General features: G+C 62.9%; 24 protein-coding genes. 11 read left to right on the forward strand and 13 right to left on the reverse strand.

From position 1 onward, the window contains the following. Positions 1-127 precede the first annotated feature (127 nt). From fucU to AC6UAL_RS03015, 5 genes are read left to right on the forward strand one after another with little or no spacing between them, the layout of a single operon-like run. Positions 128-571, forward strand: a complete 444-nt coding sequence (fucU, locus tag AC6UAL_RS02995) for an L-fucose mutarotase (protein ID WP_500681878.1) — start codon at positions 128-130, stop codon at positions 569-571. Between the two features lie 13 nt (positions 572-584). After that, a complete protein-coding gene (locus AC6UAL_RS03000; protein WP_500681879.1) occupies positions 585-1,043 on the forward strand; it encodes a 6-pyruvoyl trahydropterin synthase family protein in 459 nt (152 codons plus the stop codon). Then, positions 1,040-2,254 carry an aminotransferase class I/II-fold pyridoxal phosphate-dependent enzyme gene (locus AC6UAL_RS03005; protein WP_500681880.1) on the forward strand — a complete coding sequence of 405 codons (1,215 nt, stop codon included), beginning with the start codon at positions 1,040-1,042 and terminating at the stop codon, positions 2,252-2,254. The genes AC6UAL_RS03000 and AC6UAL_RS03005 overlap by 4 nt, the downstream gene beginning before the upstream one ends. After that, a complete protein-coding gene (locus AC6UAL_RS03010; protein WP_500681881.1) occupies positions 2,251-2,883 on the forward strand; it encodes a pimeloyl-ACP methyl esterase BioG family protein in 633 nt (210 codons plus the stop codon). The genes AC6UAL_RS03005 and AC6UAL_RS03010 overlap by 4 nt, the downstream gene beginning before the upstream one ends. Further along, the gene (locus AC6UAL_RS03015; RefSeq protein WP_500681882.1) at positions 2,883-3,698 is read left to right on the forward strand and encodes a methyltransferase domain-containing protein; all 816 of its coding nucleotides are present in this window, start codon (positions 2,883-2,885) and stop codon (positions 3,696-3,698) included. Before AC6UAL_RS03010 ends, AC6UAL_RS03015 begins: the two co-directional genes overlap by 1 nt. Positions 3,699-3,761: 63 nt before the next feature. Here AC6UAL_RS03015 and AC6UAL_RS03020 read toward each other — a convergent pair whose 3' ends face one another. Both AC6UAL_RS03020 and ilvB read right to left on the reverse strand, forming a co-directional pair. Continuing rightward, complete coding sequence (locus tag AC6UAL_RS03020; protein ID WP_500681883.1) at positions 3,762-5,153, reverse strand: O-antigen ligase family protein; 1,392 nt, start codon at positions 5,151-5,153, stop codon at positions 3,762-3,764. A 255-nt stretch (positions 5,154-5,408) separates the two neighbouring features. Continuing rightward, positions 5,409-7,262, reverse strand: a complete 1,854-nt coding sequence (gene ilvB / locus AC6UAL_RS03025; protein ID WP_500681884.1) for a biosynthetic-type acetolactate synthase large subunit — start codon at positions 7,260-7,262, stop codon at positions 5,409-5,411. Positions 7,263-7,461: 199 nt separating this feature from the next. Here ilvB and AC6UAL_RS03030 point away from each other — a divergent pair, with 199 nt between their 5' ends. Then, positions 7,462-8,256, forward strand: a complete 795-nt coding sequence (locus tag AC6UAL_RS03030) for a phosphodiester glycosidase family protein (protein WP_500681885.1) — start codon at positions 7,462-7,464, stop codon at positions 8,254-8,256. Here AC6UAL_RS03030 and AC6UAL_RS03035 read toward each other — a convergent pair. The 7 genes from AC6UAL_RS03035 to AC6UAL_RS03065 form a co-directional block, all read right to left on the reverse strand. Further along, positions 8,210-9,511, reverse strand: coding sequence for an APC family permease (locus tag AC6UAL_RS03035; protein ID WP_500681886.1), 1,302 nt, complete (start codon positions 9,509-9,511; stop codon positions 8,210-8,212). The genes AC6UAL_RS03030 and AC6UAL_RS03035 overlap by 47 nt on opposite strands. Before the next feature lie 88 nt (positions 9,512-9,599). After that, positions 9,600-10,451 carry a LysM peptidoglycan-binding domain-containing protein gene (locus AC6UAL_RS03040; RefSeq protein WP_500681887.1) on the reverse strand — a complete coding sequence of 284 codons (852 nt, stop codon included), beginning with the start codon at positions 10,449-10,451 and terminating at the stop codon, positions 9,600-9,602. Beyond that, positions 10,408-10,932 carry a hypothetical protein gene (locus tag AC6UAL_RS03045; protein ID WP_500681888.1) on the reverse strand — a complete coding sequence of 175 codons (525 nt, stop codon included), beginning with the start codon at positions 10,930-10,932 and terminating at the stop codon, positions 10,408-10,410. Before AC6UAL_RS03045 ends, AC6UAL_RS03040 begins: the two co-directional genes overlap by 44 nt. Before the next feature lie 76 nt (positions 10,933-11,008). Then, positions 11,009-11,248, reverse strand: coding sequence for an acyl carrier protein (locus AC6UAL_RS03050; RefSeq protein WP_500681889.1), 240 nt, complete (start codon positions 11,246-11,248; stop codon positions 11,009-11,011). Positions 11,249-11,446: 198 nt separating this feature from the next. Continuing rightward, complete coding sequence (locus AC6UAL_RS03055) at positions 11,447-12,190, reverse strand: type III pantothenate kinase (protein WP_500681890.1); 744 nt, start codon at positions 12,188-12,190, stop codon at positions 11,447-11,449. Continuing rightward, entirely contained in the window at positions 12,187-13,302 is a 1,116-nt protein-coding gene (locus tag AC6UAL_RS03060) for an MGDG synthase family glycosyltransferase (RefSeq protein WP_500681891.1), read from the reverse strand. Before AC6UAL_RS03060 ends, AC6UAL_RS03055 begins: the two co-directional genes overlap by 4 nt. Before the next feature lie 67 nt (positions 13,303-13,369). After that, positions 13,370-13,993, reverse strand: coding sequence for a polysaccharide biosynthesis/export family protein (locus AC6UAL_RS03065; RefSeq protein ID WP_500681892.1), 624 nt, complete (start codon positions 13,991-13,993; stop codon positions 13,370-13,372). A 567-nt stretch (positions 13,994-14,560) separates the two neighbouring features. Here AC6UAL_RS03065 and AC6UAL_RS03070 point away from each other — a divergent pair. Then, positions 14,561-14,881, forward strand: a complete 321-nt coding sequence (locus tag AC6UAL_RS03070; protein WP_500681893.1) for an ArsR/SmtB family transcription factor — start codon at positions 14,561-14,563, stop codon at positions 14,879-14,881. Positions 14,882-14,937: 56 nt separating this feature from the next. Further along, entirely contained in the window at positions 14,938-17,052 is a 2,115-nt protein-coding gene (locus AC6UAL_RS03075) for a heavy metal translocating P-type ATPase (RefSeq protein WP_500681894.1), read from the forward strand. 109 nt (positions 17,053-17,161) lie between these two features. Here AC6UAL_RS03075 and AC6UAL_RS03080 read toward each other — a convergent pair whose 3' ends face one another. Both AC6UAL_RS03080 and AC6UAL_RS03085 read right to left on the reverse strand, forming a co-directional pair. Next, a complete protein-coding gene (locus tag AC6UAL_RS03080; RefSeq protein WP_500681895.1) occupies positions 17,162-18,079 on the reverse strand; it encodes a hypothetical protein in 918 nt (305 codons plus the stop codon). Continuing rightward, positions 18,076-18,909: an ankyrin repeat domain-containing protein gene (locus AC6UAL_RS03085; RefSeq protein ID WP_500681896.1), complete on the reverse strand. Its 834-nt coding sequence runs from the start codon at positions 18,907-18,909 to the stop codon at positions 18,076-18,078. The genes AC6UAL_RS03080 and AC6UAL_RS03085 overlap by 4 nt, the downstream gene beginning before the upstream one ends. A gap of 58 nt (positions 18,910-18,967) precedes the next feature. On the opposite strand from AC6UAL_RS03085, the gene AC6UAL_RS03090 reads away from it, so the two are divergent. After that, the gene (locus AC6UAL_RS03090; protein WP_500681897.1) at positions 18,968-20,392 is read left to right on the forward strand and encodes an ADP-ribosylglycohydrolase family protein; all 1,425 of its coding nucleotides are present in this window, start codon (positions 18,968-18,970) and stop codon (positions 20,390-20,392) included. A gap of 180 nt (positions 20,393-20,572) precedes the next feature. Here the strand turns inward: AC6UAL_RS03090 and AC6UAL_RS03095 are convergent, their stop codons facing one another. Both AC6UAL_RS03095 and AC6UAL_RS03100 read right to left on the reverse strand, forming a co-directional pair. Continuing rightward, positions 20,573-20,851 carry a 30S ribosomal protein S6 gene (locus AC6UAL_RS03095; RefSeq protein WP_500681898.1) on the reverse strand — a complete coding sequence of 93 codons (279 nt, stop codon included), beginning with the start codon at positions 20,849-20,851 and terminating at the stop codon, positions 20,573-20,575. Between the two features lie 155 nt (positions 20,852-21,006). After that, entirely contained in the window at positions 21,007-21,975 is a 969-nt protein-coding gene (locus AC6UAL_RS03100) for a KpsF/GutQ family sugar-phosphate isomerase (protein ID WP_500681899.1), read from the reverse strand. Positions 21,976-22,212: 237 nt separating this feature from the next. Between AC6UAL_RS03100 and AC6UAL_RS03105 the strand changes: the two genes are divergently transcribed. Together AC6UAL_RS03105 and AC6UAL_RS03110 are read left to right on the forward strand one after the other, a co-directional pair. Then, positions 22,213-23,136: a dihydrodipicolinate synthase family protein gene (locus AC6UAL_RS03105; protein WP_500681900.1), complete on the forward strand. Its 924-nt coding sequence runs from the start codon at positions 22,213-22,215 to the stop codon at positions 23,134-23,136. Between the two features lie 35 nt (positions 23,137-23,171). Then, entirely contained in the window at positions 23,172-24,362 is a 1,191-nt protein-coding gene (locus AC6UAL_RS03110) for an AGE family epimerase/isomerase (RefSeq protein ID WP_500681901.1), read from the forward strand. Positions 24,363-24,394 lie beyond the last annotated feature (32 nt).

A 24,394-nucleotide genomic window follows, 5' to 3' on the forward strand; every position in this document is an offset into this window, starting at 1 on the left:
GAAGACGAAGGACAGCCCATCGGCTCAGCCCCACGGCAGCCTCGGCAACCTGACGCTATGGGATCGCCGCAACAGCAGTGACTTTGCGATTGACCGCGCCGCCGTCTTGTGGCAAGATAGCTCCGCTATGTTGAAGGGTATCTCACCTCTGATCTCACCGAGCCTGCTCAAGATTCTTTGCGAAATGGGACACGGTGATGAGATTGTATTCGGCGACGCGCATTTTCCCGGCCACAGCATCGGGCCTCAGGTCGTGCGAGCCGACGGCATTCGCGCTGCGGATTTGCTGCGTGCCATTGAGCCTCTCTTCGAGCTGGACAGCTACGCCCAGCCCGTCATTATGATGGGACCGGTTCGGGGCGATACCCTCAACCCCGCCGTTGAGCAATCTTACCGTGCAGCCCTGCGCTACGACGGTCCCATTGAAAGGCTCCCCCGCAACGACTTTTACAAGCGGGCAGCGCTTGCGCACGCCGTCGTCATGACCAGCGAAACGGCGCAGTACGGCAACATCATTCTCAAGAAAGGCGTCACCCCCTCCGTCGAGATTCCCGTCCAAGACACACTCTGATTTTCCCCATCCCGTGTATCGTATTTGCAAATGTATCGAGCTTGAGAGCGGCCACCTGCTCTCCAAACATCCCGGCAAGTGCCGCTTTCCCCACGGTCACACGCGCAGCGTCGAGCTGGTTTTTGCCGCCGAAAGTTTGGATGACAACGACATGGTGATGGACTTCAAGCTCATCAAAGAGATGCTCGGCGACTTTCAGGATCGCTTCGACCACGCCCTTTGCATGAACACGGACGACCCGAATTACCCGGTCTTCCGCCGCAGCTACGGCGAGCGCATCATCCCCTTCGAGCACCAGGATCCGACCAGCGAGGCCATGGCCTACGCCGTCTATCGCCACACCGCCGAGGCGCTCAATCGGGCCATCAGCGGCGAGTTCAGCTTCAAGGCTCGAGCCTGCGTGCGGCTGGAACGCGTCCGCGTTTGGGAGACCGGCTCATCCTGGGCCGAATACAGCCCCCAAGACTCATGAGGGAGCTCGACACGACTCCGGCGTGGGAGGCGCGCCTGCAAAGCGAACTGAGCAGGCTGGAAGAGGCCGGCAATCTGCGCCGCCTGACCGAATTGCGCGCCGAGGGGCTCTACCTCGCCGGCGAGAGCGGCCGCTATCTGAACCTCTCTTCCAACGACTACTTGGGGCTCACCGCCTCCGCCTATGCCGCGCTGCCGCTTGAGGAGTACTGGGACAGCACCTTCGGTGCCTCAACCCGCTCTCCCTTCCGACACGGCAACCCCGCCTCGCGGCTCATGACGGGCAACAGCCCGGAGTACGGCGTCCTCGAGGCCGAGCTGGCGGCTCTCTACCCCGGGCGCGACGCCCTCGTCCTGAGCTGCGGCTACATGGTCAACGCGGGGCTGATGCCGGCGCTGGCCGGCGCCGATGACCTCATTCTGGCAGACAAGCTCGTGCATGCGAGCATCATCGAGGGGCTGCAGCACACAGCCGCACCCTTCCGCCGCTTTCGGCACAACGACGTCTCGCACCTCGAACACCTGCTGCGCGGCGCCAAACCCGGGCAGCTCGTCTGGGTCATTTTGGAATCCGTCTACAGCATGGACGGCGACCTCGCACCGCTGGAGGACATTCTCGCGCTGCGCGAGCGCTACGACTTCCGGCTCTACGTCGACGAGGCACACGCCTTCGGCGTGCGCGGGCCGAACGGGGCGGGCTACTGCGCCGAGCTGGGCTGCGACGAGCGCGTCGATCTGCTTGTCTGCACCTTCGGCAAAGCACTGGCGGGAGCCGGAGCCTGCGTCATTTGCTCGCCTGCGGTGAAGCGCTACCTCGTCAACAAAATGCGCCCGCTGATTTTCTCCACCGCGCTGCCGCCCTGCACCCTTGAGTGGGACGCCGCCATGGTGCACGAGATGCGCTGCGAAACCCTCGCCGCACGCGGCTACCCGAGCCTGAGCTCACTGCGCGCGCGCCTCGGTGAGCGGATAAGGCTCTTCGGGCAGCTGACGGCTCTCACCCCGCAGACTCAAATCGTCCCCCTGCCGGCAGGCAGCAACGAACGCGCTCTCGAACTGGCGGAGCGCGGTCGCGAGGCGGGGTTCTGGCTGACGGCCATCCGGCACCCCACGGTGCCGCCGGGCAGCGCCCGCATCCGCCTGTCGCTCAACGCCGCGCTCTCTGACCACCATCTGCACGAACTCGCCGCTCTATGCAACAAACTTGGTTGAAACAAGAAGGTCACCCCGACCTCGTCCTCTACATGCTCGGCTGGGCTGCCACCCCCAACGCCGTTCTGCACATTGACCCTCCGCACTGCGACGTGCTCGCCTGCTACGACCACCGCAGCATTGCTCCGATCTCCCCCGAAAGCCTTGCCGGCTACGGGCGCATTTACCTCTTTGCCTGGTCCTTCGGCGTCTGGGTCGCCGAGCAATGCTGCCGCGAGCTCAAACTGCACAAGGCCATTGCCCTCAACGGCACGCCCTTTCCCGTTGACGATCGCTACGGCATGCGCCTGCGCGTCGTTCTGCGCACGATGCAAGGTTTGGCACGGGTCGGTATGAACCCCTTTAACGACAAAGCCTACGGCGGCGTGCGCTACATCCCCGAAGGGCCCTACCCCGACCGCAGCATCGAAGAGAAAATCGACGAACTCAAGCAGCTCGCCGAGTGGAGCAAGGCGGACTCAGCCGCGCATCTGCACTGGGACGCGGCCTTCATCGGCGACAAGGATGAAATCTTCCCCCCGGCCAAGATGCGAGCCTACTGGAACTCCGTCGGGCTCGGCACGGAGTTCTCAAGCTATCACTATCCCTTTGCCGATCCGTCCATCGTGCTCAACGTCCTTGAGGGCTGATGGCCACCGATTCGCAGAGAGTGGCGCAGGCCTTTGAGCGCCATTATGCACAGTATGATACCGACGCCGTCGTGCAGCGGCACGTCGCGGCTCGGCTGGATGAAGCCATCGGGCGATTCTGCCCCGGTTTGAGCGTGCGCCGAGCCCTCGAAATCGGCATCGGAACAGGATTTCTGACGCGGCTCATCGCGCAGCGCTATCCGGAGGCGGACTGGTGGTTCAACGACCTGAGCCCGGCGGCATTCGACTGGATACCCGCCGATTTGAGCCGGGTGCAGACGCTGCCCGGAGACGCCGAGCATCTGCCCTACCCCGACGGGCTCGACCTGATTGCCGCGGCGTCCGCTCTGCAGTGGTTTGACAACTTGGGCGCTTTCTTCTCCAAGGCTTTCCGCGTGATGAACCCCGGCGGTCTGCTTGCCGTGGCCAGTTTTGCCGCAGGGCACTTCCGCGAGCTCTCCGCCCTGCAGCCGACGCCTCTCCGCTACCCCGAAGCCCATGCTTTGGCCGACTGGGCCGAGCATGCCGGATTCCGCGTTCTGCTCTGCGAGGGCTGGACGGAGACTCTTCTCTTTCCGACGATGCGAGCCTTGCTGCACCACCTGCGATGCACCGGGGTGAACGGCCGCTCAACAGCCGCCATCCGCACGCCCGCGCAACTTCGGCGCTTTGAAGAGTTGTACCGCGAGCAAAGCCGGCTGCCCGCCGACGGCCATCTTCCCCTCAGCTACTGTCCTGTTATTTTGCTGGCCTTCAAGCCCGAGCACACCGCTCCGGCAAATTTCGTTACCGCACCTCCTCCTGACTTCTGTTGAAAAAGAGCCAGAGGTCGGCACGAACGAGTAAACTCCCCGCCCCGCAACGCCTCAGCGTTCTCGTCACCGAGGGGCACTGAGGCTTCCTGCCTGAGGGGGCGGGTCCCCCGTCACCTCAGCGCGCACATCCACGGCGTCGGCAAGCCCCTTCTCCTCCTTCCAACGAAGCATGCGGGGGACGTACGTTTCCCGAGAGAAGAGCGGCCGGAGCCAGCCCTCTTCCCGAGCGTAGCAATAGAGCAACTTGGCCACCACGAAGTAGGAAATCACTTTCGCACCTGCTGCCGGCCCGTGAACTGATAAATAAAACGACCCGATATCGTTGAGACACTGGATGGTGAAATACAAATACAGGAACTGCTCCTTGCGCCCATTGTAAGCCGAGCAGGCCCTGAAGATCAGAAGCAAACCGCAGGCAAACCAGATCGACAGCACGACCAAGCCGACGTAGCCCATGCGGTGGATCGTCGTGATGATGCCGCTGTGCCAAGTACCCGATGCAGCATACTTGCGCTGATCACCCAGTGCTCCCTCGACCTTGTAGCGATACGCGCGGCGCAGGAAGCGTGCCTGCTCCTCCATGTCGACGCCGAAACCATCGCCCCATGTGTAATCTCTGATATAGCCCGTCCGCGGGTCCATGGCCCATTCCCACATCACCACGCGCCAGTCCGAAGAATGCTCAGCGTCACGCGATGCATTCTCACTCACTTGAGCACCGGGAACAATACTCAGCGTTCGCTGAATGCCCATGGGCAGGTCCAACATCAGACGGGAAGAACTCAGGAAGATGACACTTCCGTAGGACAAAAGGGCTACTAGGGCCAGCATGATGTACTCGCGCCTGACGAGAGCAATAAAGATAATCATCAGGGCCAGCACGACGAAATGCGTGCGGAATCCCGACAGGAAAACCATGCCGACACCGAGCAGGAACACGAAGAGCCAGTGAGGAGAGAGCAAAACCTTCAGCAGTCTGAAGCGGCAGACGATCAGAAGACAAATAACCTTGCCAACTTCACCCAAAGCGGTAAAGCGCGTCTCGCCCATCTGCTCACCCAGACTCGCTCCGGCCTCATTCCCGCCCCGCGCCAAATTCAACCCGGCATTGATCGTTGCAGAAACTGCAATCAGCAGCACGGCATAGCCCAGCACCTTCGTCAACTCCTGCCGCGTGCAGGGCAGCGCACTGACCGACACGTAGTAGATCATGCCGAACAGGCACCACAAGTAGACTCCGCCTCCCACAATCTTCGTGCCGCGCTCAGCCAAAAAGCCCATGAGCACGGGATGGCAGTAATAGGAGTAGGCAAACAGCGCCACCAACAGCGCCAGCGCGGCTTCCATCCACCACAAACTGCGCCATGTCATACCGGCGGAGCCGATCGTGCACAACACGCACCAGTAGACCATGATACCGGCCGAAAGCACGTAGCCGACCGGCACTTTCTCCAAGATATCAAATGAAAAGAGATTCAGGATAGGCGGCACGAGAAAGATGAGCCACCAGCACCGCCTCCCCAGGGCAATGACGGCGAAAAAGCCGGCCACTGCCACCACGAACCCGAGCCCCTCCTGTTTGCCGTCCGCAACCAGCGAACCGCCCACAAAGGCCAGCACAATCAACGCTATCGCGATGAAAGTCTTCTGAATGACGCCCGAGTTCATGTCCGGGGAAGAAAGCAGCAGATCCGAACGGATCCTGCGACTTTACAAAGCTGACGGAATCTCCTTGCCGAGCTCGGAAGCACGCCGACCCTTGCCGTCGCCGGCAATGCGCTCAAGCACCACATCGCGGTACCCCATGCCGCCGGGAATCATCGGCAGCACGTGCACGTCGTGCGGCACCATCACATCGAGCACATAGGCCTCCTTCGAGGCGAGCATGCGCTCAATGGCGGCGGGAAGATCGGCGGGTTCAACCACGCGCTCGCACTTGATACCGAAACCTGCGCAGAGCACGGGGAAGTTCGGGTAGAGCACCTCGGGCGTATGATGCGTGGGGTCATAGTGATCCTTGGGATCGGCCAAGAAGGTGTTGGCGCGGTTGGAATCGTACTTCAGGTCTTCCCACTGCACCACCATGCCCAAGTGCTGATTATCGAGGATGATGCACTTGATGGGCATCTTCTCGATCTTGATGGTCGCCAGCTCCTGCACGTTCATCAGGAACGAGCCATCGCCGTCCACGTTCACCACGGGCTTGTCGGGGGAGGCCACGTGGGCGCCTATCGCGGCCGGCAGGCCGTAGCCCATCGAGCCGAGGCCGCCCGAGGTCGAGAGGCGACGCGGCTTATCGAAGGGGAAGAACTGCGCCGTAAACATCTGGTGCTGGCCCACGCCCGTGCAGATAATCGCATCCTGACCCTCGAGCTGGCGGTGCAGCTCCTCGATAACGAGCTGAGGAGCAATCTCGTGTTCGCGCTTCTCGTAGCAGAGCGGGTACTGCTCCTTCCAGCGGCGAATAATGCCGAACCACTCGGGTCGGTTGCTCTCGGCGTACTCCCTGACCGGGTAGTTGGCCTTCTCCAAACGATCGTTGAGGTAATCGAGAGCCTCGCGGGCATCGGCGCGAATGGCGAACTCGACGCGCTTGTTCTTGTTGAGCTCCGCCGCATCCAGATCAATGTGGATGATGCGCGCATGCTCGCAGAAGGTCTTGACGGCACCCGTCACGCGGTCATCGAAGCGCGTACCGATGGCAATCACCACGTCAGCCTCATTGACCGTATTGTTCGCGTACACGGCGCCGTGCATCCCCAGCCAGCGCACGGAAAGCGGGTGGCTCTCGGGCATCGCCCCGACGCCCATGAGCGTCGTCGCCACGGGAATCTGAAGACGCTCCGCAAACTCGCGCAGAGCCTCCGACGCCCCGGCCGTCACCACGCCGCCGCCGGCATAAATGGCCGGGCGCTTCGCCGCCAGAATCACCGGCAGCACGGCATCGAGAGCCTTCTCATTCAACGGCACGTCGGGCTCATAACCGGGCAGATCCATCGGGGCATCGAAATCGGGCACGAAAAACCCCTCCTGGAAATTCTTCGGCACATCGATCACGACGGGACCGGGGCGCCCGGTGCGTGCGATGTAAAAAGCCTCGCGAACAATGCGGGGGATGTCCTCAAGCCTCGTGACCAAGTAACTGTGTTTCACGATGGGCGCCGTCATGCCAAACACGTCCGTCTCTTGGAAAGCCGAACTGCCGATCATCGAACTGCCGACCTGAGCCGTAAACGCCACCATCGGAATCGAATCGAGGAACGCGTCGGCAATCGGCGTAATCATATTCGTCGCGCCCGGGCCGGAGGTCGACATGCACACACCCACCTTGCCCGTCACACGGCCATAACCCTCGGCAGCAAACGCACCGCCCTGCTCGTGGCGAGGCAAAATCGTGCGAATGGAGGGCTCGTGACTCAGCGCCTGATGAATCGGCATGCTGGCACCGCCGGGATAGGCAAATACCACCTCGACGCCCTCACGTACCAGGCTCTGCACGAGAGCCTCGGCCCCGGTCATCATTTTACCTGCAGTCTTCGGTGTGGTGGTGGTGGAATCAGTCATAATCTTGAATATCGTTAACAGTTCTGCACAGCCTCCCGATGCGGATTCTGCGCCGCAAAGAGGGTACCATATACCGGCTCGTTTGAAAAGCCTTTTTTCTTCGGATATCATCTGCGATGCAAAACAAACAGGAGGCTCGTCGGCATGATGTCTCGGTCGGGGCTTGCACGATGCGGCAACGGCATTTATCATCATACCCATGCAACGCATGCTCGCCCTTTCGCTGCTGCTCTGCCTGAGCACTCCTCTTCACGCACAACACGCCGTCATCACGCAAGAGGAACGCCCGCAGGCAACCTCAGACACCTTGCGCCCCGGCGACAGGCTCGACGTCTTCTTTTTCCGAGACGCCGACATGAGGCTCGTCGTCATCGACGAGGCTTACCCGCGACGGTACGGCAGCCTGAAGCGAGCCCTCGAGAAGCACGGTTGCCTCGCCGGAATCAACGGGGGTTACTTCAAAGGCGATGCTCAGGCCTCTCCCCTCGGCCTCCTCGTGCACGACGGCAACATGAGTCACCCCGCAGCAAGCGGCTCTTTTGCCGTGTCCGGCGTGCTCTGCGACGACGGGAAACGCATCCGCCTCGTGCGCAGCAACAAGCTTGATACGCCCCCGACCCGCCTGCGAGAGGCCATTCAGGCAGGCCCCTTCCTCGTGGAAGACGGGAAACTCGTCAGCGGTCTCGACAAGCGGAAGCGCGCTCGGCGCAGTTTCATCGCGACCGACGGGCGCGGGCGCTGGTGCATCGGCGTCTGCAGCCCCATGAGCCTGCACGAGCTCGCGCTCCGGCTGTCCGGCGGCGCCCTGCGGGGCTTCGTCGTCCGCACGGCCCTCAACCTCGACGGCGGCAGCTCATCCGCCTTTGCAGATAGGCAAACGAGTTACTCCATCAGCAACCTCAAGCCCGTGCGCAACTACATCGGCATCGCCCCGCGCCGCGCCGGAGTCAGCCCCCGCGCCTCTTCAGCAGAAAATACCCGGCCTGCCAAATAAAGGGCAAAAAGAGCATACCCGCCGTCACCCCCAGCAGCAACCCGGCTCGAGCCTGCAAACACATCTGATAGAGCAGAACACCTGCCGAACAGAGGCAGAGCAGAGCCCCGCTGCCGCAAATCAGCCATGCGCGCCGACTGCGCTCGCCCAGCTTGAGGCTCACGGCGTTGACGATGGCGTAAATCACCAGAAATCCCAAACTGGAGAGGGCCGTCAGTTCCGTCGTGTTCGCGAGGAGCACAAACACCAGCATCAGCCCGCAGAGAAACAATACCCCCGGCCGACGCGCCCCCGGGGAGTTCGGCTTGAAGTAGCGCGGGAACTCGCGCTGCGAGGCCATTCCGCTCGGAATAGCGGAAACCGAAAAGACATCGGAGTTCATCGCCGAACAGGAAGCCATCATGGCCCCGATGCACAGCAGAATTCCCCCGCCCGCCCCCATGAAGCGCTCGGCGACAAGCGCCACCAAATGACCGCTACCTCCGGGCACATCGGCGTAGTCCACGTTGCCCACCGTGCAAAAGGCCATGAGCGAATAATATAAAGTCACCACCGTCAGGCAGAGGGCAAAGGCCCAAGGCAGCGTGCGTCTCGGCCTGCGGATGGGTTGCCGAATGGCCGCGATCAGTTCAAATCCCTGATAGCTCATGAAAATGGTCAAGCCGGTCGTCAGCACGCCCTCAAGCCCCGTCCAATGGCGGGGTGCAAAGTTGTCCCAATTCCACACGGGCGACAACAAGGCCGCCGCGATGAACACACCCATCACCAAAAACTTGCTCACATCGAGCTTCTCGCCCAGACGCCGCACCCAAGGACGCCCCGACAAATTCATCCCGGCCACCAAAATCACCCCCAAGCAAGTCGTCAGCTTCACCGCCCACGCCGCCCGCAGCCCCAGGAGGCCGGCGAGATAAACACCGAACACCCCCGCATACAGCGAAGCCACGCCCGCGTAGCAGACCACCAGCAGAAGATTGAGACTGCCTGAGAGGTAGCCCCCGCCGAAGGCCCGATCAAAGAAAGCCTCCGTACCCCCCTGCCCCGGATAGCGCAGGGTCAGGCGCAAGTAGGCGTAGGCCGTGAAACAAGCCGGCACGACGCCCCAGATAAAGGCCAGCGGTGCGCCGGCGCCCGCGCTCTCCAGCGCAGGCCCCATCGTCGCAAACACACTGCCGCCGATGATCGATCCCAGCCCGACCAGCATGGCGGAGGCAACGCCGACGAGGCCGACATCCTTCGTCAAACTCTTCTCCATATGCCTCGGGCTTTAGCATATCGAAGCCCGGCAGGCAATGAGTTAGAGCCAACCGTTAAGAAGCCGTCACGCCTCCGTCACGCTCCCGTCACTCCTCCGACACCTCTTCGGCCTCGTCGACCTCGTCAGACGCGTCTTGAGCCTGCTGAGCCTGTCGGGCTGCGCGTTCCTCTGCGTAAGCCTCCTCATCGCGCACGAGGCAAACCTCGGCGCCGGGGGCAAGCAGCAGCGCCAGTTCATTGAGATCGCGCTGCTTGAGGCGAACCGTCCGCCCGCCCCGATGCTCGGCCGCCAACACGCAGCCGGACGAAAGGACAAGGGAGCGATCGACGGCCGCCTTGCCGGTGCCGACCACGCGGGCGGTGGCGCCGCCCACCAGACACTCACAGCTTTTGAGCGCGGTGACCTCATTCTTGCCCTTGCTTCCGATGCCCTCGAGCCCCTCGATGGCGTAATCCGCCACCAGAATATCGCCGTCCCAGACGGAAGCCTCCAGATGAGCCACGTGAAGCTCAAGACGCTGATTCATGGGCACGGCAACAAGCTTCTGCCCCGCCATCAGGCGCGACGGATCGACGATGCCGTTGAGCAGCATGATGAGCTCCTGCAGGCACTTCGTGTTGCGGGCGACGCGCGCGATGTTGTCGCCGCGCTTCACGGTGTAGAGGAAAGCGTGCGGGTGCTGGCGGGACAGGTAGCGCGGCACATTGATCAGACCCGTGAGCTGACGCGCCTCGCGCCCCACGATTCCCTCCGCCGACCAGTACGGGCGCAGCAAATAGGCGGCCTCGCTGTTCTTGCCCTCGGCCATCAGGCGCCGAGCCTGAGCCAACTCAGCCGGGCGACGCGGCCAGAGCGAATAATTGGCGGGCCCTTCTTCGTCGCCCAGCAGCACGCTACAACAAACCGCGGCGCTTAAAGTCAAAAATATTGATTTCATGTGACTTCTGTATCATCTCAACCATAAACTTGAGCAAGGAAAGCTCCCAATCGTCATCCACGCCGTGAATCACGGCGCGAAAGGGATCTCCGGAACGGCGGGCATCGGCCACGACCCGCTCCTCCACCTCGCGAATGTCCTCATGAATCAGCTCGTCCTCGACCGAGGAGCGGGAGAACTGAAACCCGTAATTGATTAGCGGTTGCAGGCGAGCGCCCTGCTCCTGCATCCAGCGAAAAAAACCGGCAACCTCCGGGCTGAAGCCCTCCATCTCAATCTCCCTGAGATTCGGCGGGCGCAGAATGCGAGGGCGGTGAGCCTCCACCCATCCGGTTCTCACGCGGCAGCAGCCCACGCTGTCCATCAGCTCCGAAACCAGAGCAAAGCGGAATCGGGAATCGCCGAAGCTGTCGATCCGGCGATCCGGCACATACAGGATGCGAGACTCCTGCATGGCATAGGCGATGCGATGATGCTCCACGGCGGTACCGGCGCGAGAACAATAAAGGCGGCTCCACCCTGAGATGGAAGCCGCCTCTTGAAAAGCTCTCAGCCTATCAGGCCTTGCTCTTGTTGATGAAGTCAATCACGTCCTGAACGGACTTGAGACCCTCAGCGGCGTCCTCGGGCACCTCGATGGAGAACTTCTCCTCGAAAGCCATGATGAGCTCGACAATGTCGAGAGAGTCAGCGCCAAGATCTTCGATGAACTTAGCCTCGAGGGTGACCTTCTGGGGTTCAACGCCGAGCTGCTCGACGATGATGTCTTTAACCTGGGATTCGATGTTATCGGACATAAGATTTATGACTGAGTTTTGAAGTGCCCCCATTCTACCTCAGCTCGCAACGGCTTGCAACACCAAATTTGAAGAAAGCTCATTTTTTCGAGTTTGCTCTAGGGTGGGCGCGGGGCGCCGGGCGACTGCAACACACAGAGGCCGAGCAAGCCCCGCCCCGTCCCTCGCGGAAGCTCCGGGCGGAGGCCGCAGCGGGGCTCAGGGGTTGAGTCGGCCGGCCAGCGCGATGCCGCGGAAGGTCAGCAGCGGATCCAGCTCGGTGATCTCCGGCAGTTGAGACGCAAGCAGGGGAGCATCGCCTCCGGTCGCAATCACATAGGGTTGGCAGCCCAGCTCGGCGCTGATGCCTGCCAGAATTTCGCGAATCAGACCGCGGTAGCCCAGCACGGTACCGGCATGCAGCGCTTCGGCGGTGTTGCGCCCGATGACGCGCTCGGGCTCCTCGGGCTCGATGGCCGGCAGCTGAGCCGTGTTGCGCGCCAGATACTGCGTCATCGACGAGAGGCCGGGAGCGATCACGCCGCCGATGAAGCGGGGTTGGTTCGGCCCCTCCACCACCACGTCAAAGGTCACGGCCGTGCCCAAATCGACGGCTACGCAGGGCAGCGGGCAGCCGGCTGCCGCCATGGCGTTTGCAATGCGATCCGCGCCGAGAGTCGCCACGCCGGGGTAATCCAGCTCGATGTTGAGACGAGCCGTTCGCGTCAATCGGCAGACCGGCACGCCAACACTCTGTGCCAGCACCTCGGCCTTCGTCGGCACCACCGAACAGATGACGGCTCTCTCAAAATGCCAGCCGTGCAACAGACGCCTGACGGCAGGCGGAGAAATCGAGGCGGTCGGCAACACGCGCTGACTCGGCTGCAGGCAGCCGTCAACACTGAGCATGAATTTCGTGCGCGTGTTGGAGTTGTCGACCAGAAGAACGGAAGAGGCATTCATGAGACAAAGCGCTTCAGAGCGAGATCGACGATGGCAGGCGCACCTTCCGCGCGTCTGAGCCCGCGCATGCGAGCCCGTATCCGGCGCCAGTTCAAGGCCCGATTCTCCAGCAGGTGTTCGACGGCGCGCAGCAAATCGGAGGGGCCTTCCGCATAGAGACCGCAAGCGTCGCGGCGCAGCAGCTCGAGGTTGCCCTGCTCCTGCCCGGGCAGGGAATAATTGACGATGACGGGCAACTCGGCCGCATAGGCTTCAAACACCGTTGCCGCCCCCGCCTTGCCCACATAGAGATGAGCTTGGGCAAACAGCTCGTGCATGCGCTTCGTGCCGTCCATCAACACCAAGCGCCCCGATGCTTCCGCAGTGATGCCCGCTTGATTCAAGACCGCCGTCAGGCGCCTGAGTCTCTCGCCTGCCAGCACCGTCAGTCGGCAGCGGGGGAAGCGGCGCAGCAGGGCACCGATCTCATCCCGGCACCTCCTGATGCTGCAAAAGGCGCCGTAGAGGATGTGCAAATTTGACTCATCGGGGGCGTCCTGCCCGCCGCCGCAGCGCGCAAAATCGCGGCGCACGGGGAAGCCCGTGGCGTAGACAAGATGCTGCGGCAGGGCGTAGCGCTCGACGGCGTCGTGAGCCGAATACTCGTCCGGGACGCACACGAGAGGCGCCTTGGAGAGCATCCACGGCCGGCTGATCTCGATCGCATCCGTCACCACGAGGGCGTAGGGGACGCGCATGCCCTCGCGCTCGGCCAGATAGTCGAGCATGTAGGCGAAGAGCGGGTAGGTGCAAAAGACGATCTGCGGGCGATAGCTCTGCAGCAGATCCCGCAGCTGACGCGTGCAGTCGCGGATGATCGGCCGGGTCACCTGCCGACTCCAGTCTGCCGTATCCGTCTGAGCGTAGGTGATACCCCAGAGCCAAGGGGCGCGGCGGACGCAGAAATGGTAAAAGCGCTGGGTGAGTCTGAAGAGGCGGGGATGCGCCAGCTCGCAGACATCCGCCGTGCGCGTCTGCCAACCCAGCTCGGCGAGACGTTCCGCGAGAGCCCGCGCAGCGGCGTGATGCCCCTGACCGTAGCCGACACTCAGCAGCAAGGCCCGCCTATCCATATCGCGATCCCGTAGAGCAGACCCCGACGCCGCGGCCGAGGTATCGGACTCAAATGAACGAAAGCGCTCAGCGCCCGACGGACCCGGGACGTCCTTCAAAGGCGCCGCGCTTCTGAACGAAGATCTGATCGTCGGGCATGAGCTTCAGGTTTCTGTCCTTCGCGCTGAAGTAGTCGTAAGTGCGCGTCACGTTGCGCCTCGTCACCTGAATGTTGCGCGAGCCGTAATCCGTGATATCGCCGCACTCGAGAATCGCCTCCAGCAGCGTCATCCCCTCTCGGTACCGAACGTTTTTCTTGTTCAGCACGTAGCCCGACACCGTCACGTAGCGCACCATCGCCTCCTTGAGCTCCTCGGAGTTGACGACCGTCGCCTGCACGATGGGGCGCTTGTAAATCTGCTGTTTCACGTACTCGGAGCGAATCAAATCCTCGACCTGTCGCGCCGTCTTGCCGGCCACATAGAGCGGCTTTTCGAGGTAGGGCAGCTTGATTGTTCCGAGAGAGGCGTCCACGTTGTATTCTCCGTTGACCTTCGCAAGATCCGTCTCCGGAATATCGTTGATCCGCACCGTCACAATGCCGCCGCGAACCGCACGAGGCTCCGCCGTGACCTGCGCCGACGAAACCGATGCAAACAGGCAGAAGAACGCCAGTGCCACCAGCAGAAACTTGTCGATATACTTGAACATACTCATGTCTCTTGTCCGTTTTCCGGGGCTGCCGTCCGAGCCCATCCGCGTGAATAATAGCATGTTTCGGGTTCAAGGCAAGCAAAATCATCCGAATATCCTCCTATTCCGCCTGCCGAGAAGGGTAAAACCCAAGGCGACGGCAAGAGGGGCGGACAAAGGCTCGGGCGCATACTCGGGCGCATACTCGGACAAAGACTCGGACAAAGACTCGGACAAAGACTCGGACAAAGACTCGGACAAAGGCTCGGGACAATGCTCGGACAATGCTCGGACAATGCTCGGACAATGCTCGGGGCAAAGGCTCGAGCGCCTATTCGGGCAAAGTCTCGGGCAATGCTCGGACAAAGGCTCGAGCGCCTGCTCGGGCCGAGCTGCTGGCCGAGGTCGGGTCGAGGTCGGTCAAGGGAGCCGCCGAAGCTGCGGCAAGGGGGGCACAACCCGCTCTTTCAGGCCTCACCTTTCTCCCTCCCTGCCCTCGGAAGTGAAAAAATGCGCCTTTTTTTCACTTTGGTCTTGCCATGAGGGGCGGCAGGGTGTATTAAACATTCAAGCAACCGTTCAAATATGTGTCACAGCTTTTCTCCCGAGATGGCCGAGCAGCTTCCGCCCGATGAAGATATCTGCGATCTGGCGGATTTCTTCAAGGTCTTCGGCGACAGCTCCCGCCTCAAAGTCCTCTGGGCTCTGCACCAGGGTGAGCTCTGCGTCTCCCACGTCGCCGAGATGCTCAACATGAGCACGGCAGCCGTCTCTCACCAGCTCAAGATTCTTCGCCAAAGCCACCTCGTCCGCACGCGGCGCGACGGCAAAAACGTCTACTACTCGCTCGCCGATGACCATGTATTGAAGATTCTCGACATGGGGCTCGAGCACATCTACGAGTAATCATCGCCCGCCATCCCTGCACCAACGACACTTTTAAGCTCAACAATCAAACATCTATGCAACTATTAAAATCAATTCAAACATGGAAACACAGGCTCGACGGCTGGAAAGTCATCGGGCTCTCCGCCCTCTGTCTCGGGCTGAGTCTGTGGGGCAGTCTGGGAGGCCCGGAAGCTCTGATTCCTCTGGCTTGGGGCAGCGTGCTGCTCAACGGCGTCCCGATTCTCATCAAAGCGAGCGAGGTCATCTTTCTGCGGCGCCGCTTGAACGCGGCGGTGCTCACCTCGCTGGGCATGGTCGCTTCGCTGACCATCGGGCAATACTTTGCCGCGGGCGAAATTGCCCTCATCATGGCGATCGGCGAGATGTTGGAGCGCGGCACCTTGTCGCGAGCCCGTCGCGGCTTGCGGGAACTGCTCGCGCTGAGCCCGGATCTCGCACGGCGCCTGCGCACCGCAGAGGCGAAACGCGCTTGCTGCTGCTGCGGGAGCAAGGAGCGGAGAGGCGCCGCGGATGCCCGCCCTGCTCGAGACACCGCTCAAGCCTCTGCACAAGAGCCTGCGGCGTCCGGCAGCTGCTGCTCCGTGCCGACGCTCGCCGATGATGCCGCCGCTGCCCGCAGGGCTCGCGCCGAACGAAGCGCAGCGCCGAGCGCGGCGGCAGACGATGAGGAGCTGGTGCCGACGGACTCCCTGCGCTGCGGGGATCGCCTGCGCGTTCGCCCGGGAGAATGCATCCCGGCAGACGGCGTGATTCGGAAAGGCGAAAGCACGGTCGACCAGTCCATTCTGACGGGCGAACCGATGCCCTTGGACAAGGGCGTCAACGACACCGTCTTCGCCGGCTGCATCAACGGCGCGGGCTGTCTGGAAATCGAGGTGACGCGCGACGCCTCGGACTCATCGCTCAAGCGCCTCATTCGCCTCGTGCAGGAAGCGGGCGAGAAGCAGGCGCCGATTCAGCGCGAAGCCGACCGCTGGGCTCAATGGCTGATTCCCTTCGCCATGCTGCTGGCCCTCGCCGGATTCATCGCGCTGCGATTCAACGGCTACGGCTACGATGAGGCACTGCTGCGCGCCGTCACGGTTCTCGTGGTCTTCTGCCCCTGTTCGCTGGTGCTGGCCACGCCGACGAGCATCGCAGCAGCCATCGGGCAGGCGACGCGCCACGGCGTCATCATCAAATCAGGCGAAGCGCTGGAAGTACTCGGCCGCGTCGATACGATCGCCTTCGACAAAACCGGAACCCTGACCTGCGGACGCCCTGAAACGGCAGAAGTCATCAGCACGGGATCCCTGAGCCGCGACGAGCTGCTGCGCACGGCAGCAGCTCTGGAGACCGGCAGCGAGCACCCGCTGGCACAGGCCATTGTGCGCGCCGCTTCGGGCAGCGGCAAGCTTCCCGCCGCCGAGCATTTCCGCGCCACGGCCGGACGCGGCGTTGAAGCGGAGATCTCGGGGCGGCGCTGGCTCTGCGGCAGCGAAGCGGCTCTGATCGAAAACGGCGTCGCTCTGAGCGACGAACAGCGCGCCAAACTCGATGAGCTGCGCCGCCGAGGCATGGCAACCGTTCTGCTGGGCAGCGACGGGCGCCTCGAAGGGCTGTTGGCTCTCTGCGACAACGCGCGGGCTGAAACGCGGGACGTGCTGGCGGAGCTGACGCAAAAGCGCATCATGCTCACCGGCGACCACGAGACGGCGGCGCGCCGTCTGGCTGCCGACGTGGGCATCGACAGCGTGCACGCCTCCCTGCTCCCCGGCGACAAAGCGGCCCTCATCGAGTCGCTGCAGAAACAAGGGCACCGCGTCGCCATGGTCGGCGACGGCATCAACGACGCACCGGCTCTCAAAACGGCGCAGGTCGGCATCGCCATGAGCAAGCCCGGCAGCGACATCGCGACCGAGGCGGCCGACGTTGCGCTGATGCAGAACGATCTCGCCCGCCTGCCCTACCTCATGAGGTTGGGCCGCGCCACCATCAACACGATTCGCTTCAACATCGCCCTCTCCCTCACCATCAACATCATCGCCGTGACCATGAGCCTCATGGGGCTGCTCAACCCCATCACGGGAGCACTCGTGCACAATGCCGGCTCGGTGCTGGTCGTTTTCAACGCGGCTCTGCTCTTTGATCGCCGCTTCGATACGGTGAAGAAGAAGGCGCAGTCATAAAAATCGCCGCCGCCATCCGGCTCCGGCACCTCCCCGCAGCGGGCGAGCGCGCCGGAGCCGCACGCGAGAAGCCTCGGCGCCGGACGGGCGCCGAGGCTTGCTTCAGCGATCAGTTTCGGATGGTGTGCGGATTATTCGAAGGGTTGTTGGAGGCGGGCAGCTCTCCCTTCGGGCGCAGCCCCGAAGAGCCGCCCGAACGAGGGCGCACGACGGGTCTCGGGCGCACGACGGGTCTCGGGCGCACGATCGGGCGGGGTCTCACGATGGGGGCGGGGCCGATGGACGGGCCGTAGTAATAGGGCGGCACCACGATGGACGGCCGGGAAGGCGGCACCACCACGGTCGTGTTGCCGCTGTTGTTCTCGGCCTTCTCGACTTGCTTGCGCAGGTCGGCGATCTCCTGCTGCAGGCGTTTGTTGTCGGCCTTGGCGTCGTCGAGCTGCCTTTCGAGAGACTCGATTTTGTCGCGGAAGGCTTTTTCCGTGCGCTCGCGCTCCAGATAATCCTTGCGGGCGTCCTCATAGAAGGGCTGAGAGGTTTTGACGGACGCCGCGAAGCGCTCCGCCTCATTGTCGAGGCCGAGGCGCTCCGCCTCCCGCTTGTTCCAGAGCGAGGCGAGATATTCGGCGACGCGGGCATCGAGCGACAGGAGCGGGCCGGAAAGCCCCAGCACGTCCGCACCCGTCATGTAGCGCGGGTGCAGCCCGGCATCCTGAAGGCTGCGGCGGATTTGATCTTCCTTCTCCTGCTGCCGGGCGCGGCGCTCATCTTCGGCCCGCTTGATGGCATCGCGGCGGGCCTTGACGTCTTCGGGGCGCATCTCGAAGCGCTCCTGAAGTTCCGGCGGAAGCAGCTCGGCCTTGACCTTGCGCATGCCGCCGTCGAAGCGAACCTGCACAAAGTCAATGCCGCTGCGGATCACCTCGGCGGAGGGCAGGACGGTCGAGTCCGTCAGCACAAAGTCCTCGGCGAGGCAGACGGCACCGGTGACGGAGCTGAGGCAAAGGGTCAAAAGCAAGCGTTTCATGGTGTCTTGGCGGTGTTGAGCAGTTGGTCGATTTGAGAGTTGACGGAGTAACCGGCCGCATCGCGTCCGTCGTTGTTGCGGTGGGTCGGGTCGGCGCCGGCTTCCATCAGGAGGCGCACGCAGATCGGGTCATCGGCGATGACGGCATGAATCAGCGCCGTGGATTGATCGGCATCGGCCAGGTTGGGATCAGCGCCGGCCTTGAGCAACTGCTCGACGATGTCGGCATGACCGGACAGAGCCGCCGCACAGAGCAGTGTGCTGCCCTCCACTGCGTCGTTGACGCCGACGCCCGAGCGCAGCAACAACTCCAAACTCTTGCTGCGGCGATTTTCCGCTGCGAGCAGAGCCGCCTTGCGCTTCATCTCCACCGGGATCTCCGCCTCCGCATTCAACAAGCGCTCCAGCAGGTCAATCTTGCCGAGGCTCGCCGCCAGCGTGAGCAGAGACTCACCGTTTTCATCAGGCGCACAGGGGTCGCCGCCCTTCTTCCACGCCTCGTAATGGCTGCGGTAAGCGGCGGAAAGCTCCTCGTTTGATGCGCCCCGCCCGCTGCCGACAAAGAGCAGAGCGGCCGTCAGCAGATAAAGCGTGCCCCACACGGCACCGGACGCCCCGCCGCGATGCGCGATCGCGCGAGCCAGCGCCAGCGTGAAATAAACAAAACACAGAGTCACGCAAACCGTGAGCAGCAGCGCATCGGTGCGACCACTCACCTCCTCGTCCACCGCCATGCCCGCGAAGCGATAGAGGACGAAGCAAAGCACCGCCACAAAGGCCAGAGGATTGACGAACTTGCCCATTTCATCGCTGTATAGCAGAATCGGCACCAAGTGTCGAGCTTTATTTCATCCTTGTCTGACAGCATCTTTCTGCTATAGTAAAGCCATGAGCCGACTTTCCATCCCCGAGTACGTGATGGCCTTGGCGCACGTGGCTGCGCTGCGCTCCGAAGACCCCTACCGCAAGGTGGGCGCCGCCGCTCTCGACAAAGACAACCGCGTGATCGGCACGGCCTACAACGGGCTCTTTCCCGGCTTTACGGCACCCGAGGGCTTCTGGGCCTCGCGAGACGAGCGCCAGAAGTTCATGATGCACGCCGAAATCAACCTGTGCAGTCTCTTCAAGCGCGGAGAGGCCCGCATCGTGGCCTGCACCACCATGCCCTGCACCTCGTGCATGCAGGCTCTGTGCGCGCATGGCGTGCGCACCATCTACTACGGCGAGAACTACGCGGCCTCCGAAGCGCCGGCCATTGCCGAGCTATACGGCGTCGAGCTCATTCATGTGCCCGACTACCCGCTGGCGCACGATTTCCCGCTTGTGCATGACCATCCGATCGGGGCCTGCGGCGGAGGCGGCAAGGCGGAGGACGCAAGCGGCGAGCACAAGGCGGAGGCGCTCAGGGACAAAATCATGGGCTGCCTTACGGGGCTGATGTGCGGCGACGCCTTGGGGGCTCCCGTCGAGTTCAAATCCGCCGAGATCCTGCGGCGGCTCTTCCCCGACGCTGTGCCCGGCATGCAGCAGGGCTGGGGCACAACCGCCCACGTCGCTCCGGGAGATGTCACGGACGACAGCGAGATGGCTCTCTGCCTGCTCGATTCGCTCTGCCGCTGCAAGACCTACAACGCCGCCGATGCCTTGGCCGCCTACCGCCGCTGGCTCGCGACGGATCCGCCCTCCGTCGGCCTCACCACGGCATCCGCGCTCTGCGGGCAGGCGCAGCCTCAGTCTCAGGCCAACGGGGCGCTGATGCGCGTTGCCCCGATCGCTGCCTTTTCCCTGCTGCATCCGGAGCTCGACTGGCAGAAGGCCGCCGCGCAGGATGCCGCGCTCACGCATGTGCACCCCCGCTGTGCCTGCGCCAACATCATCTTTGTCGAAGCGCTGCGCCTCGCCATGCAGGGAGAGGCAACCGAAAACATCATCGCGGCGGCCGTCGCGCGCTCCCGCCGCCTCGGCGACCGCGAACTCGAGCTGCGCCTCGCCGCCGCCCGCATGGGCGAGCCGGACTATGAGGACCATGCCGGCTGGGTCGAAATCGCCTTTCAGTCAGCCTTCAGGCTGCTGCTGACGACCCCGGACGCCGAAGCCGTCGCCCCCGCGCTCTGCCGTCTCGTCGCCCGAGGCGGCGACACGGATACCAACGCCGCCATTGCGGGAGCCCTGCTCGGTGCGCGCTTCGGTCTGCGTGCCCTGCCCGTCGCGTGGCGACGCGCGATTGAAGCCGCTTCCCTCTCTCGCCCCGAATGGCTGCGCCCGGCGCGGGGCCTCGCTCAGCTCCGCGAGCTCTGTTCCGCCCTCTGCTGAGGCCGCGCCCCGCCCCGGGGCTCATCGCCGCTTGCAGGACGGCCGCACGCCGGCTTGCAGGACGGCTGCACGCCGAGCCGAAATCGCGATCGAGCCCGCCGTGGCGCCCACACACAAAAAAATCAGGAGCCTCCCGAAACGGAAAGCTCCTGTGAAAGGTGCAGATACTGAAGCGAGCCCTTACTTGACGCGGTAGTACTGGTAGTGGACGCGATCGTCGATGGACAGAGCCTCGCGAGCAGCACGCGGGACGGAGGGCTCAGCCTCGAAGGAGAAGCTCATGTACTGACCGAACTTCTGGTGGTCGGACTCATAAGCGAACTCACGGCGACCCAGGTTCTTGGTCTCGGTAACCTTGGCGCCAACGGACTCAAGCTTCTCCGTCATCGCGGCGGTCAGCTCGTCAAGCGTGGCAGATCCCTTCATATTCAGGACGATCAGTGCTTCGTACTTTCTCATAACTGTGATTGATGTAAGATATCGGGCTTATTCAGTAAAGCGGGGCGTATGATGCACCTTTTCCGCACGGAATGCAAGCCTAAAATGTGCCTTGAATCAATTTTTTGCATTCAAGGGGCAGGCATTCGGAGCGGCGCGAGGCGGCCGCGCAGCCGTCAGATGAGTTTGAGGCGCACCAGATCCTGCGTATCGATCAGGCCGACGGGAACGCGCTGTGCATCGAGCACGACGAGATCATCAATGCGGCGGTCGCGCAGCGTCTTGACGGCGGTGATGGCCAGCTTGTCGGCCTCGACGTAGACGGGATTCTTCGTCATGAGAGCAGCCACGGGCTTCTTGCCGCAGAACTCATCCTGCTGGTAGGCGCGGGCAAAGTCACCGTGCGTGAAGACGCCGGCGAGCGTGCCGTCCTCATGCGTCAGCACGCAGGCACCGGCGCGCGCCGCCGTCATGGCGATGATGCACTCCGCCACCGTAGCCGTCTCGGGCAACTTGGCGAACTCGCGGCGCATAATGTCGCTGATGCGAGTCAGAAGAGCGCGGCCGAGCGAACCGCCGGGGTGGCTGCGGGCGAAATCCTCCTTGGTGAAGTGGCGCGCCTCCAGCAGCGCCATGGCAAGAGCATCGCCCATCACCAGCATCGCCGTCGACGAAGACGTCGGGGCGAGATTCAGCGGGCAGGCCTCGTGAGAAACCGCCGTATCCAGCACGACATCAGAGAGCTGGCCGAGCGTCGAGCCCGGCTTGCCCGTCATGCCGATAATCGTCATATCGTAGCGCTTGAGGAAGGGCATGAGCGTGAGCAGCTCCGCCGTCTCGCCCGAAAACGACATCGCAATACAGGCGTCACCGTCCTGCACGATACCGAGGTCGCCGTGCAGCGCATTCATGGAATCGAGAACGATGGAGGGAGCGCCCGTCGACGTCAGGGTCGCGGCAATCTTCTCACCGACGAGACCACTCTTGCCCACACCCACAATGATAATCTTGTGACCACCGTCAATGGCCAGGCGCAGCGCCTCCACGGCCCGGGTGAAACTGTCGTCGAGACGGGCGGCAATCACCTTGAGCGCCTCAATCTCGTCCTCAAAAACCTTTCTGCCTCTGATCGTGTGATCTGTCATATACGAATAATGTCTTACTCGCGGCACTCTAGCACAGAAAACGCCCCGCTGCAATAAAAAAACGCCCGCCGCGCACCCGAGAAAAGAAGCGCATGCAGCGAAGGGAGCGGAAAGGCCGCGCCGCTGCTCCGCCCGCTCGGAAATTCTGCCGAACAGGCGAAAAAGAGCTTGATAACAGGCTCTTGCTGCATTATGATGCCGATAGGGCATCTGTGCCCGCACATTTTTTGCAACACTATGGACACCTCACTGAAACTTCACGGTCTCGTTGCGGCCACCCACACCCCCATGAAGGCGGATGGCTCGTGCAATCCCGACGCTGTCGATGCACAGGCCGCCTTCCTGGCCTCTCAGGGCATCAAGCTCGCCTTCATCACCGGTTCGACGGGCGAATCCGCCCACATGCAGCTGGCGGAACGCAAGGAAAACATGGCCGCTTGGGGCGAAGCCGGAGCCAAGCACGGCATCCGCTTCGTCGTCCACACCGGCGGCAACAGCGTCTATGACGGGCGCGAGCTGGCGGAGTACGCCGTCAAGTGCGGCGCGGCCGCCACGGCCAGCAACTCCCCCTGCTACTTCAAGCCGGGCAGCCTCGACGCGCTGGTCGACTGCTGCGCCTTTGAGGCCTCGGGCGCCCCGGATCTGCCCTATTACTTCTACGACATCCCTGCGCTCACCCACGTGTCCTTCAACCCCTGCAAGTTCATGGAGGCCGCGGCAAAGAAGATCCCGAACTTCTGCGGGCTCAAGTTCACCAACCCCGACCTCGCCCTCTACATCGAGGCGCTCAACTACGAAGGCGGCAAGTACGACTGCCCGTGGGGTGTTGACGAGTGGTTCCTCGGGGCTCTGGCCACCGGAGCCAAGGGCGGCGTCGGCTCCTCCTTCAACTACGCGCCCAAGCTTTATCAGGACATCATCCGCGCCTTTGAGGCGGGGGACATCGCCGAGGCTCGCCGCCTCCAGCAGCTCTCCGTCAAGATGATCAACATCATCGCCTCCAAGGGCTACATGGGCTGCTGCAAGGCCATCATGGGCTGGTGGGGCGTCGACCTCGGCCCGGCTCGCCTGCCCATGGGCACCCCCGATCAGGCAACGCTGAAACAGCTGCGCGACGAACTGAGCGCCATCGGTTTCTTTGACTGGGCCATCAACAAGTAACGAGCGCGACGAACCCCGCCAACACACGAGCCATCATGGACACGCAAGCACTCGGGCAATTCTACCGCGACAAGTTACTCAACGAGGTCGAGCCCTTCTGGTTTCCCCGTGCGGTCGACACGGTCAACGGCGGCCTCTACCACTGTTTTGACGCCGACGGCACGCTGGTGGACAGCGACAAGAACGTCTGGGCGCAGGGCCGCATGGCGTGGATGCTCCTCACCTGCCACAACAGCATCGAGAAGCGCCCGCAGTGGCTCGAATACGCCGAAAGCGCCATCCGCTTCCTCGAAGAAAAATGCGTCGACCCCGCTGACGGCCGCATGTACTTCCACGTCACGGCAGAAGGCACCCCGATACGCAAGCGCCGCTACGCCTACAGCGAATGCTTCGCCGCCATCGCCTGCGCGGCTCACTACGGCGCGACGGGCAATCCCCGCAGCGCCGAGCGCGCCCGCCATTGGTTTGACATCTTTGCCGACATCTTCTTTACGCCGGGCAAGATGCAGCCCAAGACGACGGGTCTGCGCCCCTCCGAAAATCTGGGCTGCCGCATGATCATGCTGGTGACCTGCCAAGAGATGCGCAAATACCTCGGCGACGCCGACGGCACCTACACGGCATGGATCGACCGCTGCATCGACGACCTGCGCCGCCTCTTCATGAAGGAGGACATCAAGGCCGTGCTCGAGAACGTCGCCCCCGACGGCTCCATCATCGACCACTTTGACGAGCGCACGCAGAACCCCGGCCACGCCATCGAGGGCGGCTGGTTCATCCTCGAGGAAGCTCGGCTGCGCGGCAACGATCCCGCCCTCATCGAGACGGGTTGCAAGATGATCGACTGGTCGCTCGCCCGCGGCTGGGATCCGAAGTTCGGCGGGCTGCTCTATTACACGGACGTCTTCGGCGGCCCCGTGCAGGAGTACTGGCACAACATGAAGTTCTGGTGGCCGCACGACGAAGCCCTCATCGGCACCTGCCTCGCCTACGTCATGACAGGTGATGAGAAATACGCGCAGTGGCATCAGCGCGTGCACGACTGGGCCTTTGAGCACCTTCAAGACCACGAGCACGGCGAATGGTACGGCTACTGCGAGCGCGACGGCTCCCCGGCCAACGGCCTCAAGGGCAGCATGTGGAAATCCTTCTTCCACCACCCCCGCGCCCTTTGGAACTGCGCCCACTACTTCGGAGCCATTCCGGCGGCCAAGCCCTGCAAATAAACACCTTCACCCTTCTTCCACACACACGTCAC

The organism is Candidatus Parakkermansia intestinigallinarum (genome assembly GCF_944389695.1).
Taxonomy (GTDB): Bacteria; Verrucomicrobiota; Verrucomicrobiia; order Verrucomicrobiales; family Akkermansiaceae; genus Akkermansia; species Akkermansia intestinigallinarum.

Bases quoted from the DNA above. Each gene is read 5' to 3' on its own strand.
- AC6UAL_RS03080 (WP_500681895.1), bottom strand. From the start codon at position 18,079: ATGAAACGCTTGCTTTTGACCCTTTGCCTCAGCTCCGTCACCGGTGCC.
- AC6UAL_RS03090 (WP_500681897.1), top strand. From the start codon at position 18,968: ATGAGCCGACTTTCCATCCCCGAGTACGTGATGGCCTTGGCGCACGTG.
- fucU (WP_500681878.1), top strand. From the start codon at position 128: ATGTTGAAGGGTATCTCACCTCTGATCTCACCGAGCCTGCTCAAGATT.
- AC6UAL_RS03060 (WP_500681891.1), bottom strand. From the start codon at position 13,302: ATGGATAGGCGGGCCTTGCTGCTGAGTGTCGGCTACGGTCAGGGGCAT.
- AC6UAL_RS03110 (WP_500681901.1), top strand. From the start codon at position 23,172: ATGGACACGCAAGCACTCGGGCAATTCTACCGCGACAAGTTACTCAAC.
- AC6UAL_RS03070 (WP_500681893.1), top strand. From the start codon at position 14,561: ATGTGTCACAGCTTTTCTCCCGAGATGGCCGAGCAGCTTCCGCCCGAT.
- AC6UAL_RS03005 (WP_500681880.1), top strand. From the start codon at position 1,040: ATGAGGGAGCTCGACACGACTCCGGCGTGGGAGGCGCGCCTGCAAAGC.
- AC6UAL_RS03100 (WP_500681899.1), bottom strand. From the start codon at position 21,975: ATGACAGATCACACGATCAGAGGCAGAAAGGTTTTTGAGGACGAGATT.
- ilvB (WP_500681884.1), bottom strand. From the start codon at position 7,262: ATGACTGATTCCACCACCACCACACCGAAGACTGCAGGTAAAATGATG.
- AC6UAL_RS03095 (WP_500681898.1), bottom strand. From the start codon at position 20,851: ATGAGAAAGTACGAAGCACTGATCGTCCTGAATATGAAGGGATCTGCC.
- AC6UAL_RS03030 (WP_500681885.1), top strand. From the start codon at position 7,462: ATGCAACGCATGCTCGCCCTTTCGCTGCTGCTCTGCCTGAGCACTCCT.
- AC6UAL_RS03015 (WP_500681882.1), top strand. From the start codon at position 2,883: ATGGCCACCGATTCGCAGAGAGTGGCGCAGGCCTTTGAGCGCCATTAT.
- AC6UAL_RS03055 (WP_500681890.1), bottom strand. From the start codon at position 12,190: ATGAATGCCTCTTCCGTTCTTCTGGTCGACAACTCCAACACGCGCACG.
- AC6UAL_RS03040 (WP_500681887.1), bottom strand. From the start codon at position 10,451: ATGAAATCAATATTTTTGACTTTAAGCGCCGCGGTTTGTTGTAGCGTG.
- AC6UAL_RS03065 (WP_500681892.1), bottom strand. From the start codon at position 13,993: ATGTTCAAGTATATCGACAAGTTTCTGCTGGTGGCACTGGCGTTCTTC.
- AC6UAL_RS03105 (WP_500681900.1), top strand. From the start codon at position 22,213: ATGGACACCTCACTGAAACTTCACGGTCTCGTTGCGGCCACCCACACC.
- AC6UAL_RS03050 (WP_500681889.1), bottom strand. From the start codon at position 11,248: ATGTCCGATAACATCGAATCCCAGGTTAAAGACATCATCGTCGAGCAG.
- AC6UAL_RS03035 (WP_500681886.1), bottom strand. From the start codon at position 9,511: ATGGAGAAGAGTTTGACGAAGGATGTCGGCCTCGTCGGCGTTGCCTCC.
- AC6UAL_RS03075 (WP_500681894.1), top strand. From the start codon at position 14,938: ATGCAACTATTAAAATCAATTCAAACATGGAAACACAGGCTCGACGGC.